General features: G+C 57.8%; 10 protein-coding genes. 5 read left to right on the top strand and 5 right to left on the bottom strand.

Features of this window, described 5'->3' with window-relative positions:
• The first annotated feature begins 99 nt into the window (after positions 1–99).
• The 5 genes from ACM6JM_RS29485 (at position 100) to ACM6JM_RS29465 (ending at position 5413) form a co-directional block, all read left to right on the top strand.
• The gene (locus ACM6JM_RS29485; RefSeq protein WP_414882934.1) at positions 100–993 is read left to right on the top strand and encodes an NAD-dependent epimerase/dehydratase family protein; all 894 of its coding nucleotides are present in this window, start codon (positions 100–102) and stop codon (positions 991–993) included.
• 249 nt (positions 994–1242) lie between these two features.
• Entirely contained in the window at positions 1243–2592 is a 1350-nt protein-coding gene (locus ACM6JM_RS29480; RefSeq protein ID WP_163973982.1) for a GntP family permease, read from the top strand.
• 15 nt (positions 2593–2607) lie between these two features.
• Complete coding sequence (locus ACM6JM_RS29475; RefSeq protein WP_039769047.1) at positions 2608–3468, top strand: MurR/RpiR family transcriptional regulator; 861 nt, start codon at positions 2608–2610, stop codon at positions 3466–3468.
• Position 3469: 1 nt separating this feature from the next.
• Positions 3470–4927, top strand: a complete 1458-nt coding sequence (locus ACM6JM_RS29470) for an N-acyl-D-amino-acid deacylase family protein (RefSeq protein WP_414882933.1) — start codon at positions 3470–3472, stop codon at positions 4925–4927.
• A gap of 117 nt (positions 4928–5044) precedes the next feature.
• The gene (locus ACM6JM_RS29465; protein WP_039769049.1) at positions 5045–5413 is read left to right on the top strand and encodes a glyoxalase superfamily protein; all 369 of its coding nucleotides are present in this window, start codon (positions 5045–5047) and stop codon (positions 5411–5413) included.
• On the opposite strand, the gene ACM6JM_RS29460 is transcribed toward ACM6JM_RS29465, so the two are convergent.
• From ACM6JM_RS29460 to ACM6JM_RS29440, 5 genes are all read right to left on the bottom strand, one after another.
• The gene (locus tag ACM6JM_RS29460) at positions 5410–6438 is read right to left on the bottom strand and encodes an AraC family transcriptional regulator (protein ID WP_039769050.1); all 1029 of its coding nucleotides are present in this window, start codon (positions 6436–6438) and stop codon (positions 5410–5412) included. The two genes, ACM6JM_RS29465 and ACM6JM_RS29460, sit on opposite strands and share 4 nt — an antisense overlap.
• A gap of 239 nt (positions 6439–6677) precedes the next feature.
• Positions 6678–7061, bottom strand: coding sequence for a DUF6124 family protein (locus ACM6JM_RS29455; RefSeq protein ID WP_163973984.1), 384 nt, complete (start codon positions 7059–7061; stop codon positions 6678–6680).
• A gap of 490 nt (positions 7062–7551) precedes the next feature.
• Positions 7552–10374, bottom strand: a complete 2823-nt coding sequence (locus ACM6JM_RS29450) for an RHS repeat domain-containing protein (RefSeq protein ID WP_414882932.1) — start codon at positions 10372–10374, stop codon at positions 7552–7554.
• Positions 10371–14900, bottom strand: coding sequence for a SpvB/TcaC N-terminal domain-containing protein (locus ACM6JM_RS29445; RefSeq protein WP_414882931.1), 4530 nt, complete (start codon positions 14898–14900; stop codon positions 10371–10373). Before ACM6JM_RS29445 ends, ACM6JM_RS29450 begins: the two co-directional genes overlap by 4 nt.
• Positions 14897–18745: a neuraminidase-like domain-containing protein gene (locus tag ACM6JM_RS29440; protein ID WP_103385613.1), complete on the bottom strand. Its 3849-nt coding sequence runs from the start codon at positions 18743–18745 to the stop codon at positions 14897–14899. Before ACM6JM_RS29440 ends, ACM6JM_RS29445 begins: the two co-directional genes overlap by 4 nt.
• Positions 18746–18759: the final 14 nt, after the last annotated feature.

The raw sequence follows: 18759 nt of genomic DNA, 5'->3' as shown, positions 1-18759 counted from the left end.
TGATCCCTGCGCAACAGTGATTTGGTTGGGGGCGGGTTTTTCCACCGGGCTCGCCGGTCGATACTCGCTCCATCACTTACTCACGCAGGGAGTTTCTCCATGAACGTATTCGTCACCGGCGCTGCCGGTTTTATCGGCGGTTCCATCGCCACCGGTCTGGTCCAGGCCGGCCACACCGTCACCGGTCTGGTGCGCAGCGCCGAACAGGCCAATGAACTGAAAGCACTGGGCATCACCCCGGTGATCGGCACCCTCGACGACAACGCGCTACTGGCCGAACAAGCCCGCGCCGCCGATGCCGTGATCAACGCCGCCAGCAGCGACCATCGCGGCGCGGTCGAAGCCTTGCTCGACGCCCTGCGCGGCTCGAACAAAGTGTTCCTGCACACCAGCGGTTCGAGCATCGTCGGCGATGCGTCCGGCGGCAAATCCAGCGACGTCATCTACTTCGAAGACAACCTGCCGGAGCCGACCGTCGACAAGGCCGCACGGGTGGCCATCGACAATCTGATCCTCGCCGCAGCGCAGGAAGGCGTGAACTCGGCCGTCATCTGCAACACCCTGATTTACGGCCACAGCCTGGGCGTCAATCGCGACAGCGTGCAGCTGCCGCGCCTGCTGAAACAGGCACGTAAAAGCGGCGTAGTGCGTCACGTCGGCACCGGTCAGAACATCTGGTCCAACGTGCACATCGAAGATGTCGTGGCGCTGTACCTGCTGGCCCTGACCAAAAACGTCCCGGGCACCTTCTACTTCGTCGAAAGCGGCGAAGCGTCGTTCATCGACATGACCACCGCCATGGCCGAAGCGCTGAATCTGGGCCAGCCACAAGACTGGCCACTGAAAGATGCCGAAGCCGAGTGGGGCTACGAAATGGCCAACTACGGCCTCGGCTCCAACAGCCGCGTACGCGGCAAACATGCCCGCGAGCTGCTGGGCTGGACGCCGAAGCGCACGTCGGTGGTTGAATGGATTCGTAACGAAATGGTGTGAGTCCACGCTGAAAAGGTGACGTTCCCGAGACCGGTGGAAGCAAGCTTGCTTGTTTTCACCGGTTTTTTTGTGCCCGAGGATTATGAAAATCCCACCCCGCGATTTTCATTATTCGCGACAAGACATATCCAAAAACGACAACCCTTATCCCTCCACGAAAATTACTTTCACTTGGTTTGAAAACTCGATCTCGAAATGATTTATGAGTTTCACAACCCATTCGAACGTGACCCTTTCGAGGAGTACCGCATGACACCGTCCTTCGGCTATTGGCTGCTGGTGTACGCCGCCGTTGCCATCATCGCCCTGATCGTTCTGATCGCCCGTTACCGGCTCAATCCGTTCATTGTCATCACCCTGATTTCCATCGGCCTGGCGCTGGTGGCGGGGATGCCGCCGTCCGGGGTGGTGGTGGCGTACGAGGCCGGGGTGGGCAAGACGCTGGGGCACATTGCGCTGGTGGTGGCGCTGGGGACGATGCTCGGCAAGATGATGGCCGAGTCCGGTGGCGCCGAGCAGATGGCGCGCACGTTGATCGAGCGCTTTGGCGAGAAGAACGCGCACTGGGCGATGGTGTGCATTGCGTTTCTGGTGGGGCTGCCGCTGTTTTTCGAAGTCGGTTTCGTGTTGCTGGTGCCGATTGCATTTACGGTGGCGCGGCGGGTTGGCGTGTCGATTCTGATGGTCGGTTTGCCGATGGTCGCGGGGCTGTCGGTGGTGCATGCGCTGGTACCGCCGCACCCGGCGGCGATGCTGGCGGTGCAGGCCTATCAGGCGTCGGTCGGGCAGACCTTGCTGTACGCGATTGCCATCGGCATTCCGACGGCGATCATTGCCGGCCCCCTGTACGCCAGATTCATCGTGCCGCGCATTCAGTTGCCGGCGGATAACCCGCTGGAAAAACAATTTCTCGAACGCGAACCCCGCGACAGCCTGCCGGGTTTTGGTATCACCATGGCGACCATTCTGTTGCCGGTGGTACTGATGCTGATCGGCGGTTGGGCCAACCTGATTTCCACGCCGGGCAGCGGCTTCAATCAGTTCCTGTTGTTCATCGGCAACTCGGTGATCGCGCTGTTGCTGGCGACGCTGTTGAGTTTCTGGACGCTCGGCATTGCGCAGGGTTTCAACCGCGAATCGATCCTCAAATTCACCAACGAATGCCTGGCGCCGACCGCCAGCATCACCTTGCTGGTGGGCGCTGGTGGCGGTCTGAACCGGATTCTGGTTGACGCCGGCGTCACCGATCAGATCGTCGGTCTGGCCCACGAATTTCACCTGTCGCCGCTGATCATGGGCTGGTTGTTCGCCGCGTTGATGCGCATCGCCACCGGTTCAGCGACCGTGGCGATGACCACGGCTTCCGGCGTAGTCGCGCCAGTGGCCATCGGTCTGGGTTATCCCCACCCGGAACTGCTGGTGCTGGCGACCGGCGCGGGCTCGGTTATCTTTTCCCACGTCAACGACGGCGGCTTCTGGTTGATCAAGGAATACTTCAACATGACCGTGGCCCAGACGTTCAAGACCTGGACGGTGCTGGAAACCCTGATCTCGATTGTCGCTTTCGCCCTGACCGTCGGTCTTTCTTACCTGCTGTAGTCGGAGTTATCCGCCATGGACATCCTTTATCAGATCCGCGCCCGTCAGGATTCCTTCAGCGCCGGTGAAGGACGCATCGCCCGTCTGATGCTCGACGACGTAGGATTTGCCGCCTCCGCCAGCCTCGAAGACCTGGCGCAGCGGGCCGAAGTCAGCACCGCCACGCTGTCGCGCTTCGCCCGCACCGTCGGTTGCCGCGACCTGCGCGATCTGCGCCTGCAACTGGCCCAGGCCAGCGGCGTCGGCAGCCGTTTCCTCGACCCGGCGGGCACGCCCGAGCAGTCGGCGTTTTACGGGCAGATCGTCGGCGATATCGAAACCACCCTGCGTCAGCATCTGGCGGCGTTCGATGAATCGCGCTTCGCCGATGCGGTGAAACTGCTGGGCCAGGCGCGGATGATCCACGCCTTCGGCATCGGCGGTTGCTCGACCCTGTGCAGCGATGAGTTGCAAGTGCGACTGGTGCGCCTCGGCTACCCGATTGCGGTGTGCCACGACGCGGTGATGATGCGCGTCACCGCCGCCAGCCTCAGCGCCGAGCAGGTGGTGATCGTCTGTTCGCTGACCGGCATCACCCCGGAATTGCTGGAGACCGTGGCGCTGGCGCGCAACTACGGCGCACGGATTCTCGCCATCACCCGCGCCGACTCGCCGCTGGCGGAACTGGCCGACATCGTCCTGCCGCTGCAAGGCGCCGAGACCTCGTTCATCTACAAACCGACGGCGGCGCGCTACGGCATGCTGCTCGCCATCGACGTGCTGGCAACCGAGCTTGCGCTGGCCAATCCTGAAGACAATCAAGAACGTCTGCGGCGGATCAAACTCGCCCTCGACGAATACCGTGGCGGCGACGATCACCTGCCGCTGGGAGACTGACATGCTGTACGACACCCTGATTCGCAACGCCCTGGTCATCGACGGCAGCAACAGCCCCGGTTACGCCGCCGACGTGGCGATCCTCGATGGCCGCATCGCGCGCATCGGCGACTTGGGCGATGCCCGCGCCACCGATGAAATCGACGCCGCTGGCCGTGTGCTGGCGCCGGGTTTCATCGACGTGCACACCCACGACGACACCGTGGTGATCCGCCAGCCGCAGATGCTGCCCAAGCTCAGCCAGGGCGTGACCACGGTGATTGTCGGCAACTGCGGGATCAGTGCCGCGCCGGTCAGTTTGCGCGGCGATCCGCCGGATCCGATGAACCTGCTCGGCTCGGCGGCAGCGTTCGTCTATCCACGTTTCAGCGACTACCGCGCAGCGGTGGAAGCGGCCAATCCCACGTTGAACGTGGCGGCGCTGGTCGGGCATACGGCGCTGCGCAGCAATCATCTTGATGATCTGTTTCGCACCGCGACTGACGATGAAATCACCGCGATGCGCGAGCAGTTGCGTGAAAGCCTGGAGGCGGGCGCCCTTGGGTTATCCACAGGTCTGGCCTATGCGAGCGCGTTCTCGGCATCCACCGACGAAGTCATGCAATTGACCGAAGAATTGAATGCATTTGGCGCGGTGTACACCACCCACCTGCGCAGTGAATTCGAACCGGTGCTGGAAGCAATGGACGAGGCCTTCCGTATCGGACGCCACGCCCGATCGCCGGTGATCATTTCCCACCTCAAATGTGCCGGCGCCGGTAACTGGGGCCGCAGTCCGCAGTTGCTCGCCTCGCTGGAAGCCGCGGCGAAAACTCACCCGGTCGGCTGCGATTGCTACCCGTATGCGGCGAGTTCTTCGACCCTGGATCTGAAGCAGGTCACCGACGCCCACCGCATCACCATCACCTGGTCGACGCCGCATCCGGAAATGGGCGGTCGCGACCTGATGGACATCGCTGCCGAATGGAACCTGTCGTTGCTCGACGCCGCCAAACGCCTGCAACCGGCGGGCGCGGTGTATTACGGCATGGACGAGAACGACGTGCGCCGGATCCTCGCTCATCCGCTGTCGATGGTCGGCTCCGATGGTCTGCCGGAAGACCCGTTCCCGCACCCGCGTTTGTGGGGTGCTTTCCCAAGGGTGCTCGGACATTTCAGTCGTGATGTCGGCTTGTTTCCGCTGCACACCGCCGTGCACAAGATGACCGGTCTGTCGGCCGCGCGATTCGGCCTGAAGGAAAGGGGCGAGATTCGTGAAGGACACTGGGCAGATCTGGTGTTGTTCGACCCGGCGACCGTGCGTGACGTGGCGGATTTCAACGACCCGCAACGTGCCGCGCAAGGCATCGACGGGGTGTGGATCAATGGTGTGTTGAGTTATCGCGACGGCCGGGCCAACGGGCAAACAGCAGGGCGGTTCCTGGCGCGCCAGGGCGATCTGCGCGACGGCTTTCGTTGAATTTTGCTGACTGCGTCACGGTGATGGCACATTGCAATTAAAGAAAGCCATCACCAAGCCGAATTGCTGACATCCACCCCGGCTACACTCTGGGGCCAATCAGTCAGGGAGCAACCCATGAGCTTCGGCAAAACCACCCCGATCCTGCGGATTTTCGATGAAGCCAAAGCCGTGGAGTTCTACGTCGACTTCCTCGGCTTCAAGATCGACTGGCAGCACCGTTTCGAACCCGGTTTCCCGTTGTACCTGCAAGTCTCGCGCGGCGAGTGCGTGCTGCATTTGTCCGAACACCACGGCGATGCAACACCGGGTTCGGCCCTGCGGATCGAGACCGATGAGCTGGAGGCGTTTCAGCAGCAGTTGCTGGCCAAGGAATACAAGTTTTCGCATCCACAGATTCAGGCCATGCCCTGGGGCAGCCAGGACATGACCATCGCCGATCCGTTCGGCAATCGTCTGGTGTTCACCAACGCGATCAGCATCTAGCCGTCGTTCGACACCCGGTGAATCTGCCGAAACTCACCGGGCGGCATGCCGCGTCGGCTCTTGAAGGCGCGGTGAAAGGAGCGTGATTCGCTGAAGCCCAGATACTGGGCGATGTCCTGAATCGGCAGGGTGCTGTTGAGCAGGTAATGCTCGGCCAGTTCCTGGCGCAGTTCATCGAGAATCTGCTGATACGAGGTGCCGGCCTGATGCAACTGACGTTGCAGCGTGCGTACCGACACGGTGAGATGTTCGGCCACTTGTTCCTTGCGCGGCAGGCCTTCCTTGAGCAACTGGCGCAGGATGCTTTTGACCCGCTGCTCCAGCGACGCATCCTCCAGGGTCGCCATCAAACTCTGCGCGTGCTCTTCCAGGGTGCGCAGCAAATGTGCATCGGCCTGGCGCAACGGCAACTGCAAATACGGCAACGGCACGATCAGCGCTGAATACGCCTGATCGAACAGTACCGGGCATTCAAAAAACTGTTCGTACTGCGCCAGCGTCGTGCCCGCCGGGAGTGAGTGTTCCAGCCACACTGCGGCGGGCGACAGTCGGGTATCGGCGATCCAGCGTGCGTATTGCAGCCAGGAGCCAAGCACGTTTTCCACCAGATGCCGGCGAATCCGCGGGCGCTCAAAGCGACAGCTCCAGATCAGGTGTACGTGGCTGTCGTGTACCTCGGCGCGGCTGACACCCATGTCGCCCACCAGTTTTTCGAACGGCATGATGCGGCTCATGGCATCGCCCAATGTCGCGCAATTCATGGTGATGTAACCCAGCACGCTCCACGAGTTGGGCAGGACGAAATTCGCCGCGTTGAGGCCGAACAGCGGATCGCCCGAGTGTTCGCAAAAGTAATCGAGCAACCGCTCATGGGTTTCACCCGGCAAGCGCAGGCTGTTGTCGCTCAACTGCTGCGCCTGCAACCCGGCCGCCGCCAACGCAGGCTCGATGGCCAGGCCCAGATGTTCGGCATGGCGCAGGTACTTGAGCAGCGGCGGAACGGAGGTGAAGCCGAGCGATTGCATGACCGAATCCTCTTGATCGAGGCCGCCGTGGGCGGATGAGCGCTCTGAAAGGTAATTTGAATCCGCAAATAAAGTAAATGGCTGACGCTTGCGCGACGTTGGGGGGTGAGGTGATCAGCCCTTGGAGAATTTGAGCGAGACAAGCCTTAAGTCTTTGTGAAAAAGCCCGCGTCCTGCGGGCTTTTTCATTGAGCGATCAAGAAGAAGCGGCGAGTGCACCGCACTCGCCACCTCCCGCATCAATCCGTCGGCACAACCTTGTCCAGCGCCCGGTTAACAGCCAGTTCGGCGATCATCACGATCTGGGCGATGCCTTGCAGGGTCTTGCGGTGGCTGCCCTCGACCAGCGCCACATGATTGTTGAGCATGACGGTGGCGGAGCCGAGGGATTCGCTGGCGTCCACCAGCAGGGATTCGGTGTCGGCTTCGGGGTGAGCCTGGTAGAGGGTGTTGGGTCTGTAGGGCGCGGCCATGATGTGGGCGCTGAGTGGGCCCAGGTGATAATCGAGGGCGCGTTCGGCGGCTTCGTTGAAACGTTTCGAGCCGGGGCATTCGTAGGGAGATGCCGGATCCGGGAGGGTTGTGGGTTCGGTGAGCGGTGGGTTTGGCGTTACCTTGAACATGGGTGACTAACCTCTGGTTAGGCCGCACCTTTTCGCCGCTAAGCGAAAGGGTGGCAGCTGTGCGCAAGTTAGCGGACCGGTAAGTCACCCAAAACCCGGCGCACCCGAAGGTGCCATGCGCACAGCCACCATCAAGTGCAGGCTGGCGCCTGACTGGATTCGACATGTGCAACCGTAGGGGACATTCCGAACCGCTAAGTTCGGTCACTGGAAATCAGTGACGCAATCAAATTACGCAGCCAGCCCAAGGCGCACAAGCCGGCGGATTCTGGCGTAGCCGTAGGCAACGGCGCAAGGTTTTGTGGGCTTCGGGACGTATCACCGCGTGTCCTTAAACACCCATGACCAACCGTGTGTAATTGCGATTCAGAACGCGTCATCCACTTCCTGAAGTTGGCAATTTCAGTGCCTAGTCCTGAAATAGGTGTAAACCTTATTCAGGACGGGACACCCAGCCAAAAAGAAGGGCAGCCAAAAAGCTGCCCTTCTTTCAGAACCGCCTGAAATAGCCAGTCGGGAACAGATTTCTGAAATCCTCGGTAAATTGGGTTTCATTGGCAATCTGAAGATAGTGACCTTGTGGGACATGGGCGAAGTTGAAGAACTGCCCATTTTCCACGAAGTTGACATCGGCAGACTGTTGGCTGGACGTCATTTGACTCCACACCCACGTGCTTGGGGCGCCAGTCGTAAGGGCATCATTCAGCATGTCGATAATCAATGGTGTATTCGGTAGTACCGTTTGCATATACACAGGTAAAAGCGCATTGACATCGGCTGTGCGGATTTCATAAGTGGGATCCTGAGGCATGCGCGGGGTTACGTTGTAGTAGAAGGGCGTTGCGGGGTATCGGCTTTCCGAGAGCAGATGTGGCAATGGATAAGTCACCCATGGATCTATGACCAGTGGATCCTGATTCGGATCGCCCAGCACCGTGAATGTATGACCGGGGATCACGGCGATGTTTACAGGGTGTATTGCAGAATTGCGGGCGGACGATGAAAGCAGGCTTGAACTGACGGCCGCGTATTCGTCGCAGTAGCCAGTGCCTGCAGCAACAGCGTGTTGTGCCCGGGATGGTGTGGTTGCGGGCGATCCGATATTGAAGCGAAGACGACCGACAAGTGCCGGTGCCCAGCCAGTGCTGTTTACAATGCTGCCGATCTGGTTGCCGGCGCCTGTGTGAAGCAGTGAGCGAGTGGTCCAGATCGTGTCATAAGCCAGCCTGTAGTGCTCCAGATCGTTTGCGTCCAGAAAAGCGCTGGAAGAGTCATGCTGTACGGCCGCACGAGTCGACGCCGGGGCCGGGACGCCGGGCTGGGAGCTGTAGGCGCCGATCTCATACTTTGTGAGTCCCGCATGATCCTTGTATCTTTGAGGGTTGTTGGAAACGAAGCGGTACAGATTCAACCCGTCGACAAATCCCGCCGGATCCGCACTGATCCAGCGTTGCAGCCAGGGCGCGTAATACCTCGATCCGTAATAGTACAGCCCACTGGCATCGCACTCTTTGCCCGAGTAGCGGATGGTTCTGTAATTTGCTTCCACGTGGTTAGGGGCCGCTCTCCACGCTGTGCCACCAAAGGGGTAATAGCCTTCTTCGCTGAGCAGATTCCCCTCAGCGTTCAATTCGATCGTGTTGGCGCCCAGGTGATCATTGAAGGTGTAGCGCAAGGCGTCATTCGTGATCTTTGCGGGCGTGGTTTCATCGCGCCAGTGCAGGCAACGCACGTTGCAACCTCCTGCCTGCACGGTGATGACGTCCAGTCGTTTACCGTTTTTCTCACGGATTTCCAGGCCTGGTAGATAGATGACGGCGTCGATGTGGGTGAGTGCACGAGACTGGGTGGCGCGTTGCTTGCGTATACGTTGACCATTGCCATCGTAGACGTAACTTTCCGTATCCCCCTCTTGCTGTGCGCGTTCGACCAGAGTCACGCGTTGTAGCTGGTTACGTGCATCCCACTCCAGGGGATTCCCGGCTTGCAGCAACTGCAGATTGCCGTTGGCGTCGAAACCCTCTGCAAAGTCGGGTGAGGGATCGCCGGTCTTCCAGGCCAGCGCGCGATTGCTTGCAAGGGCGGTGCGCATTTCACGGGTGTAGTTGTTTCCCTCCCGTTGGTGTTGCAATCGAATCAGATTTCCGCGTGCATCATAGGTATATTTCTGAACGAAGTTGAGCAACCTGCTCCTATCACCGGAGCGCGAGGACCACTCTGGCAGCGATCTTTGAATGCAGGATCCCTTTTCCTCACGACCAGAAGCCTGAACCAACTGATAAAGGCTGTCGTAGACATAGGTATTGATCGGTCTGATCTGTTGATTGTTGTTGTGCTGCACAGGCTTTGAATGGTCCTCGACGTTCAAGACGTTGCCGACGGCGTCATAGGCATAATGCATTTCCTGAAGTACACCTCCGTCTGTGAGCGAAATTTTCATTTTTTTCATTCGCCTGTTTTCAGAGGCGTATTCGGCAGTGTGGTTGATCTTTTCACCCAGGACCTGCGACTCGATCTGACCCTGAGCGTTGTATCGGGTCCGGTCGAGAATCAGCCGCTGTTCGGTTCTGCCATGGAGCTGCAAAGCAACTTTCTTGAGCTGCCCGGCTACATCGAACCAGAAGTGTTGCGTATTCCCTCTGGCATCTTTCTGTCTGAGGGTTTCTCCGGTTGGCGCGTACCACCAGGTAGTGGTGTAGCCGGCACCTGTTTCGAGTTGTTTGTCGCGCTCGTCGAGATCCTCCGGCCAGTCAGGCGTTTGTTGGCTTTTCAACAAATGTCGGGTTTCGCTGAGCAACTTTCCCTTCAGGTCGTACCCGGAAAAAAGGCGTTTTCCCGCTGAATCGTCATGGCGAATCAATTGACCGCACCGATTCGTGTTGGCGTAGCCGGCGGAGCTGTCTGCATAAGTAAAACGCTCGATTGCCCTGCGCGGTTCATTCTTGGGCTTTTCGTAAACCGCAACTGGGCGTAACTGACTGTCATAACGGGTCTGCCAGTGAGTACCGCGAGAGTCCCATTTCTCCAGTGCTTTTCCCGCCCCGGCGAAGAATTCCAGGCGCCAGCCGGCATCATTGCTTTCGGTCAGTAACGCCACACCCGACAGGCTGCTGACTTGCCGCAGGTCAGCTGTTTCCATCTGGTGCGAATAGTGCGCAATGTCCTGACCCTGGATGTCATGTCGGGAGCGAGTGATACGGGGTTGTGGTTCTTTGAGGGAGTCATTGAGCAGGTACGTGACCTCACGGACCTGCAGGCCACGGCCGTCGATGACGCTCAGGGTCGGAGTGTTGCGGTGAGTGTTCGCGCTCATTGCTTGACTCCTGTCTGAGAGGCTTGCTCAGGCTGGGTGTCATTTTCGTCTTCTGTGATGGAGTACCAGGGGTGATAGGTGTACCGACGCTCGTCACCTTTGGCATTGATGACGCGGACAGAGCGGCCCAGCGGGTCGTGGAAATGCTGATCGCACAGTCCTGATTGACGCAGGGACTCATCGTTGATGTACCGATGACGATCACTGAAGTAGGGGCGGTAGGCGCGAATCACCAAGCCTTTGCTGTCGTATTCAGTCCTTTCGCTGACGCGCCAGCGATGGCTGGTTTCGTGCGATTGCGGTTTGTTCCCGACTTGCCTTAACGCGCCATCCGTGTCGACGACCCACGCTGTCCCCGGGTCGACCTTCTGTTTTCGTTGCAATGGTCGACCGAAACCGTCCCAGCAAGCGATCGTGATTCGGAACTGACTATCGACGTCGGTGGAATACCGGTCCGCTTGGATCGTCGCGCAGTGAACCGGTTCGCGTTGAGTGTTTTCAATCCGCTTCTGGAGTTCTTGCTCGTAGGATGTCTTGGTACCGAGGCTGCTCAGACGAATCCGGGCACTGGCGCGGACATGGCCGCCAGGCAACAGATCGCCAAGCTCGACGGCCTGGTTGCGCCATTCCATTTCGGCCGGGGTCGTGGCTGCAATACGACCCATCCAGCTGAGCGTATCGTAGAAGCAGGCGCTGGCGACATCCTGTATTCCTCTTGCCGGTTGCTCGATGGCAATGTCGGGTCGACCATCGTAACGCCGGATATAGCTGGCAATCGGTTTGAAGCCGGTTACCCCGTCAGCATTGCTTTTATGATAAGTGGTGGCCTGCACTTGTCCGAAGGCATCGTACAGTGCTTCCTGGACATTGCCGTTGGGGTCGGTGATCTGTTTGGGCTGGAGTGTCCGGTAGTCAATACCAGAGACCGTGGTGGTGCAGTTGTCCGGCAGCTTGACGGCGCTGATCAGGCAGCAATAAGGGTCGTGGGTGATTGTGGTCGGATCGTGCTGCTGGCTTTCACGGAAACTCTGAATCCTGAAAAAGCCATCCGGTTTTGCGTAAGTGGTGAAGTTGCGCCTGACCGACCAAAGTCTGCCTTGCTTGTCCCCCTCGCTGTCGGGGGGTAATGCGAGGGGCATTTTCCGGTAACCGCCGTTCTGCAGCTTCGCTGTCATTTCAATGGGCGTATTGCCCGGCTGATGGTTGAGTTTGTTGTAGGCACTGAGTGCCAGATCATTGAGTTCGGCAGTTTCCAGATGATCAGCCAGGGCTTCGTTGCTGGCCTGGCCATCTTTAAAGGTGCCACTTGCATCCGGTTTGCGGTAACGCTGTAAAGACAGGCCTGTCATGGCCCGCCTGGCCTTCCAGGCTGCTGAATCGCAAAGTTTGAGCAGATTTTCATAGCTGATGGAGCGCAGCTCCAGGCCGGCGTCCAACGGAGCTTTCGGCAACTTCAGAGCATTGCTGCGTTGCAGGTAACGCAGGCCCAGGTGTCTGGCTTGTTGCGTGCGTACATGGATGAATTCAGATCGTGTTTCGTTCACGTAGTAATACTGCTGATCCTCATCATGGGCATCTTTCCACCACTTGGCTTGCCAGGTGTCCGTGAACGGAGGCTTATCAGTGGCTGTTTTGCGGCGTGCATAACTGATCTTCAGGCTATGGGTGAGATAACCGTATGGGTCCCATTGCAGATTGACTGTGTGGTCGCAGCGAGGGTCATCGTGAGTGCGCTCGTAATGATAGTGAATGGACTCCACGAGCAAGGGCTGCATGATCGAGTAAGGGCTGTTTTCACCCATCCCTTTGAGTTCACGTACCAGGTATCGATGTTGTAGTACCGAGTACGGAAGTTTTGCTTTCGTGTCGTTGTCCAGGCCAAATGTTTCCACCCGCAAGATGTGACCACTGAGTGCCCGAGCAAGCTCGCGCCGGCGAGCTTCGACAAAAGTCCTGTGCGGGGCATGGATGGATGTGCGTGGGCTCCAGCTCTCACCGTAGTTCTGAATTGTCGTTCCGAGGGCGATGGCTGCCGTATCGCTGCGGTCGTAATCGACGTTGACCGGGTCTATCGTATTTCCGGTATGGAACCAGCTTTTGGTCAACGTTGGAGAGCTTTCGGGACCCGTTCGGATGCTGTTCCGGTTGCTGGGGCTATCGGTTGTCAGTAAAAGGCCGAACCCACGGAACTTTCGTTCGGCGCTATCGTAGAAACCGCGTCGATACTTGAAACTCTGAGTCAGATTGTTGCCGGTGATTTCATCGCACTGGACCTGTTTCTTGACCAGAAACACTGGAAATGGCAAACGTGAAACAGGGTCTTTTTGGTTTTTGAGCAACTGTCTCTTTTCGTCCAGCCACTCTTGCGCAGAACTACGGTAGTGGATACTGCCGCTCGCTCCCATATTGTTGTTGGTCGCCGTGAGCAGGTACGGCTTGATGTCAACGAAGTCGTAGCGCCAATAGCGACGTAATTCACCGGGCTGGCAGAAAACCAGGCTGGAGCAGCCGGTCCCTTGCAGATCCGAAGCACTGACCTGGCAGAAACGGTCATAGTGCAGGCCGTCGGGCCATGGCAAATCGATTGCATCACTCAGTCCATTTCCGCACCGGTTCATGAAAATACGCGCGCAGGTGGATTGCAGATAAACAAGATCGACAGCCCCCGATCCGTCCAGATCGGCCAGCAAGATGTTTGAGGCATCGAATGTCTCATGGGAGAAATCCAGCGTTGCGATCACCCGGCCTTTGCCGAAGTGTCCATGGCCGAGGTTGGGCCAGCACTTCACTTCATTGTGGCGGATACGGATCAAGTGTTGTTGACCACTTCCCAGTACATCACTGAAAGCCACCAATTCGCCGGGCGAGTTTCCAGGCTTAGGGAAATCGTCTTCATCGATCGGCCGAGGTACCTCGGTTGCGGGGGCGAAGTCTCCGTTAGGTTGTCTGGCATACAGGCGCACACTGCGCGGTCCAATCATGGCCAGGTCTGGAAGCCCGGAGCCCGCCAGGTTGGCCAGTCGCCCTTGAGGGTGAAAGAACTCTGTCGGCACCGCGCCAAGAGGGGTGAAATTCGACCATTCGCCTTTTGGGTCCAGGGTGAAAAAACCGTTCAGTCCAGCTTGCGCGACCAGCCAGGCGGGGAGCCCGCTGTCGTCGATACCGTGGAGAAACTGGCGAGTGGGTGCGCGGCTGTCCGCCAAAGGAATAAGTGGAAGCTCGCGCCATTGCGAGTACGTGACCCTGTCCCCTCCCTTTTCATCCCGCAGGGGCTGGCTATAGCGCCAGTTCTTGTCTGTTCGGTTCAGGATGCCTGGCAGTCCCTCTCCGAACAGATCGACAAACTGAAATTGCTGTTGGTGGTTGAGCCGGGAAAGGGCCTCGAACGGTTTGTAACGCCGAGGGTCGGGCTCCAGGGTAAAGTCGGTATAGGTGAGTTCAATGGGTGGATGGTATTGGCTGGTACTTTCGCCGAAGCCCTGGGTCAATGCTGCGGTCAGCAGGTTGTAGGTCAAAGAGGTGGTCTGATACTGGAGCAAGAGACGCTGAACCAGTACCTGTTTACTCCCCATCGATGGTTCTTCGGGGAAGTAATGAAACATCAGAACCTGTCGGCACAAATGCTGAGTGCCCAATTCAAAGCCGTAGGCGAAGTCGGAGAATGGATCGCTGCGTATCGGCCACGGGTGCTCCGCCCGATAGGCTGGTTGAACCCTGAGCGATACCTCTCGTTCGCCGTAGTCGAAGACCATTTCGAAATGCCATTTCACAGCCGTGAGTCCATCAGTCCTGCAGTGGTACAACTGTGAATCGGCGTTGAAGTTGCCATAGCGCACGTGGCTCAGGTAGCGCTGGGCACGATAGTCGGCAGAAGCCCTCGCGGGTGGGGACGTGTCGGATTTGTACTCGTAGAGAATATGTTCCCCGTGAGCGTTCATGCTTTCTTCGAGCAACCACTCTCCGACGCGTAACGGCGTGTCGGGGTCTGCGCGACGTGCCGAGAGGGTTTTTCCGAAAAGATGCTTGCTGCCATCGGCGCTGTGCATCAGCCAGAAGCCGGCTTTGTCCGTTGTGCTGGACCAGTGTTCGAGCAGATCGAAGCGGGTTTCGACCCGAGGTCGGTAACGCACGACAGTATGCTTCAGTTGCTGTTTACCGTCGCTGCACATCTTTTGGCTGGATTGGATGGTCCCCGTCGTTCTATTGCGCTCAGGCATCCAGACCTCTCCATCGGGGCCAATGTACAAATCATCGTCGGCGTACTTTGGGACACCAAGTCTGGTTCGTCTTGCAACGGCGGGCAGGGACAACCTCCAGCCGAGACCGAAAATCCCGTTGCCTTGATCACTGCTGTATTGCAGTGCAAGGGGCGGGGCATACCCGCGCCCGGGTGACACGGGGAGTGGAATTTCGCAGGAGGCCGAACCGGTGACTCCGACAGAGCCTATTGCGTTTCCGATACTTTTGATCGCACCACCGCCCTTGGGCAGAGCTGGAAGGTAGGTCGCCAGGGATTGTTCACTCATTGCACACCTCCATTTACCCTGGCGGTGTACCGTACATGAACGATGATATCGGTGAGCGATTCGAGCATTGCCTTCTGCGCGTCATGATTGGGAAACGACAGTATCCACTTTGATACTGCGCCGGTGTATTCAAACGGCAGGTAGCGCTCGTCCTGGAAGTTCAGCGTGAACAGACCGTGATCGTTGACGCCGGTGGAGAGGGCTATTTGCTGATTGCTGCGCAGACTTTTCATGACGCTCTTGCCATCACCGGGCATGACGACTTCGCTGTCGGTCTGGGTCAGCGTGGCGCGGATGTCTTCGTATGGGCCGAGGATGGCGGGCAGAGAGATACTGATGCTTTTGATTCGGCGCAGACAGTGCCCCGGGTAGTCATTTTCAAAAAGGGACTGGGTCAGTTCGAACGCGCACGAGCCGGTTTTCACAAGGTCGGACTTGATCCCGTCAACCTTCTCCGTGCCGCCTGCCTGGAGCGGCGAGTCCTCCCAGTTCTTATTGATCGATATCTTATTGTCGTTCTTGTTGTTGTCTTTCGCCTTGAGCTGACGCAACGACACGGTTTTACTGATTTCCAGCTCGCGCTCGTTGCCCAGCAGGTAGGCGTTTTTCATCTTCAGCAAACTCATCTTCATTCGCTCGCCAGGGCCCAGCCCCTGATAGGTGCTGTTCCAGGTCTGATGCTGGAAGAACGGCTGCGTGGAGTTGTCGACCATCGTTTCGTAGCGCCAGCTCAATTCGGTGAGCCGGCACATGGAAAGGGCCGAGTCATACACCTGGCTGTAGAAACTGGCCATTTGATTGGTGAACCATTGGTAAAGCTGCGAATTGGTAAAGCGTTTGCTGAGAAATTCGTAGGAGCTACGGGCATGTGCCAGGGAGGTCTGGGTCTGTTGCAACAGCAGGCGCGAGGCGGTTTCCTTTTCAGTTTCCTGCTCCAGCTGTGCCTCGATCTGCGCGATTTCGAGCCGTGCCTGGTCACGGGCGAGCTTCCAGTCCTGATGGCGGCGACGATACTGCGCGACACGATCGAGGGCGTCGCCAATGCCATGGGCGGCGACTGCCACCCCTTGAGCGGTCGTTGCCATGGACATGGGCACGCCTTCAAGGCGAAAACCGCCATCTGCCAGACCAAAAATATTTGGCATGACTTTCAGGCCCTCGCCAACGGCCTGTGCCGCATAGACGACTTTTTCAGCGATACGTCCCTTCAAGTGTGACGCGCTGGCCGCCACCTCGTCAGTATTGACGACTTCATGGACCAGTTGGCTGTAGTAGTCCAGCCGGTTCTCGACAATGGCTTTACTGGCGAGCAGCGCTTGTCTGGTTTTCTGGTCGACTTGCAGCGCCTGGGTCTGAAGGTCGACTGCCATATTGGCAATATCCCAGACGTGGTGCTGTTGCAGTTCCTGATAGCTGGACTGCTCGCTGCGTTCGATGAACGACATCAGGGAATTGCCGAGTTGAATGACCGTGTCTACCGCGCCCATGGCATGGGCATGCCAGATAGTGAAACGGTAAGGCGGTATCTCTGAACCCAGGTATTGGGCCATTTCGGGTTCCGCTGCACGCGGGGAACTGGAAGCAAGAATATCGGAAGAGAATGATGAGGGCGCAAAGAGCGGGAGCCTCAACGGGCGGCCGACGATATCGAGATTGTGTCTCAGGTTGTGTAGACGGCTTTCGAGTTTCTCCCACCGTGAAATCAATACGGGGTTGAAGGGCAATCGCAAATGCGGTGTGTCGATCGTATGTACAGAGAGTGGGGGAGCATAGGGGCGTATGCAGACTTGGGGGGGCTGTCTGGGGTTGGCGTCACTGGGTATGTGTTTGCTCTCATCGATCAGACTTTGCTCAAAATCACGCAACTCTTGATTCTTGTTCTCACTGAGCTCCTTCAATGAGACCGTCTCCCACAAATCGGTTTGCCTGATATCCAGCCGTGGACCCAGTAAATCCAGTGCGCGTATGTACCAGAACTTGGCATCCGTCAGGCTCTCGGGCGTTAACTGGCGGTAGGCCGTGTCGCCGCAGTTGAACAGAATATCGATATAGAGCATGTACAAGGCTTTGCGAAAGTGCACGGGATGGCTCATGGCAATCTGATGCGGATCCAGTGGATTCTGAATGGCAAAGCTGGGCTGGCTCGGGGTGGGGGTGGCGGTGATCAATGGCACCGCGTTCCAGTAATCGGGGTTGGCGCCTTCGACCTTTTTCCGACCGGGATTGAACAGGTAGTGCAACCAGGATTTGGCGTTCCCGTATTGACCCTCTTGGTTATAACGGTGGGCCACCAGCCAGGGAAGGTACAGGAACAGCTCGACAAAGTAGCGCCCGTAGGCACCATAGAAATCCAGCTTCTCCCCCTGCTCCCCGGTCTTCAAGCCAGGTTCTTCAAGACACTGGGTGCTCCAGGCGAGCAGTGTGTCCATACCGTTTTCTGCGCGTTCGATCAGGTGTCTGGCGAAGGTGATGTTCAGTCGGATGTCGCTGCGAAGCTGTTCTGGTGAACTGTCGCTCTGTTTGATTGATGAGCCTGAGAAGTCGATGAGTTCTATCGTACCCAGTGCAGTGTCCTGACGGGAGGTAAGGCAGGGTGGCGTCTGCTTGCTTTCTGTGGCGTGAGGCGCCAATAAAGGGAACAGGAGTTTTCGTTTGAGAGGCTGCGATCGAACATCCAGCTGCTGCAGATGTGTATAACTATCTTCACTGACAGTAAGTTCCTCGAGTAGGATCGATGACTTGCTTACAGAGTCCTTGTCTATGTGAACCGACATCCCGAAAACGAAAGTGATAACCGATGTTGGCTCGCCAGTTGGCTTTTCAACATACAGGCCAATCAACAGTCGTTCTGTAGGCCCCGATTTATCAACCATTGCAACGGTATGCGTTCTGTCTTTCAGCGAGGTGACGTCGTGGGGAAAGTAGCTTTGCAGGCAGGTACGTGGCGTGCTCCAGTTGCCGTCGTATTTTTTGTGGCACATGTTTAAACGGAACAGGGGATTGGCGGCTGCTTTCTTCGATTGATCTTTTTTAGCCGCCTCGTCTTGCTGGATGCACTCAGCCCAGATCACAAACAAACGATTGTTGAACACAACCGGGCGAATGGTACGTTCGATAGTGCTTTCGGAAACCGGCAGGTCGACGCGTTTCCAATCGGACCACGCTTGCGGCTCCGGTGCATCGTATTTTTGTGCCAGTGGGCCAGATAGTGAGGGGCGGCATTTCATGTCCAGAGAACGCCAGTACCACGTGTTGGCAGTCCGGGACCTGGCAATGAAGTAATAGGTACTGTGGGCTAAATCGACTCCGTCGATATAACCGTTGATCATTTGCAGGTTGGCCACCTCTTCAAGCCTGCTCAGGTAGGCCAGCACTGCCGTATCAACGGACTCGGCCGTGAGCTGGTTCTGGTTGAGGTCGTTTTCCAGTTGCTCAAAGTTTGCGGTCCTGGTCTTGCGCAGTGTCGGATCAAGATAGAGTGCGGGGAAGTAGTGCAAACGCTGATGCGTTGCCCAGGCAGGATAGTGATGCATCACGGTGTGCCAGATTTCGATGTGGTCCGCCGGAAAATGCGCGGTGTGGTACCCGGGCTCCATGTCGGCCAGGATACTGCTGATGTATTGCTGAAGGCTGGCAATGGCACAGGCCACCGGAGTGGTCGGTACATCCTGGCTGACCAGCACATCCAGCAGCCAGTAGTGATAAAGGTCATTGGCAGTCTGGATATTCTTGTCGATACCGAGGCGCACCAGTGTTTTGTCTTTCGGGGCAATTGCCGACAGGTAGAACCCGAGCTGCGCGTCACGCAAGCTTTCGTTAAGTTGTTTTTCAATCGCAGTAGACATGTTCATTCCTTGAG

The organism is Pseudomonas sp. IT-P2 (assembly GCF_949767575.1).
Classification (GTDB): Bacteria; Pseudomonadota; Gammaproteobacteria; order Pseudomonadales; family Pseudomonadaceae; genus Aquipseudomonas; species Aquipseudomonas pharyngis.
Note: the sequence above shows the minus strand (reverse complement) of the source record. Positions and strands in the feature narration are given on the sequence as shown.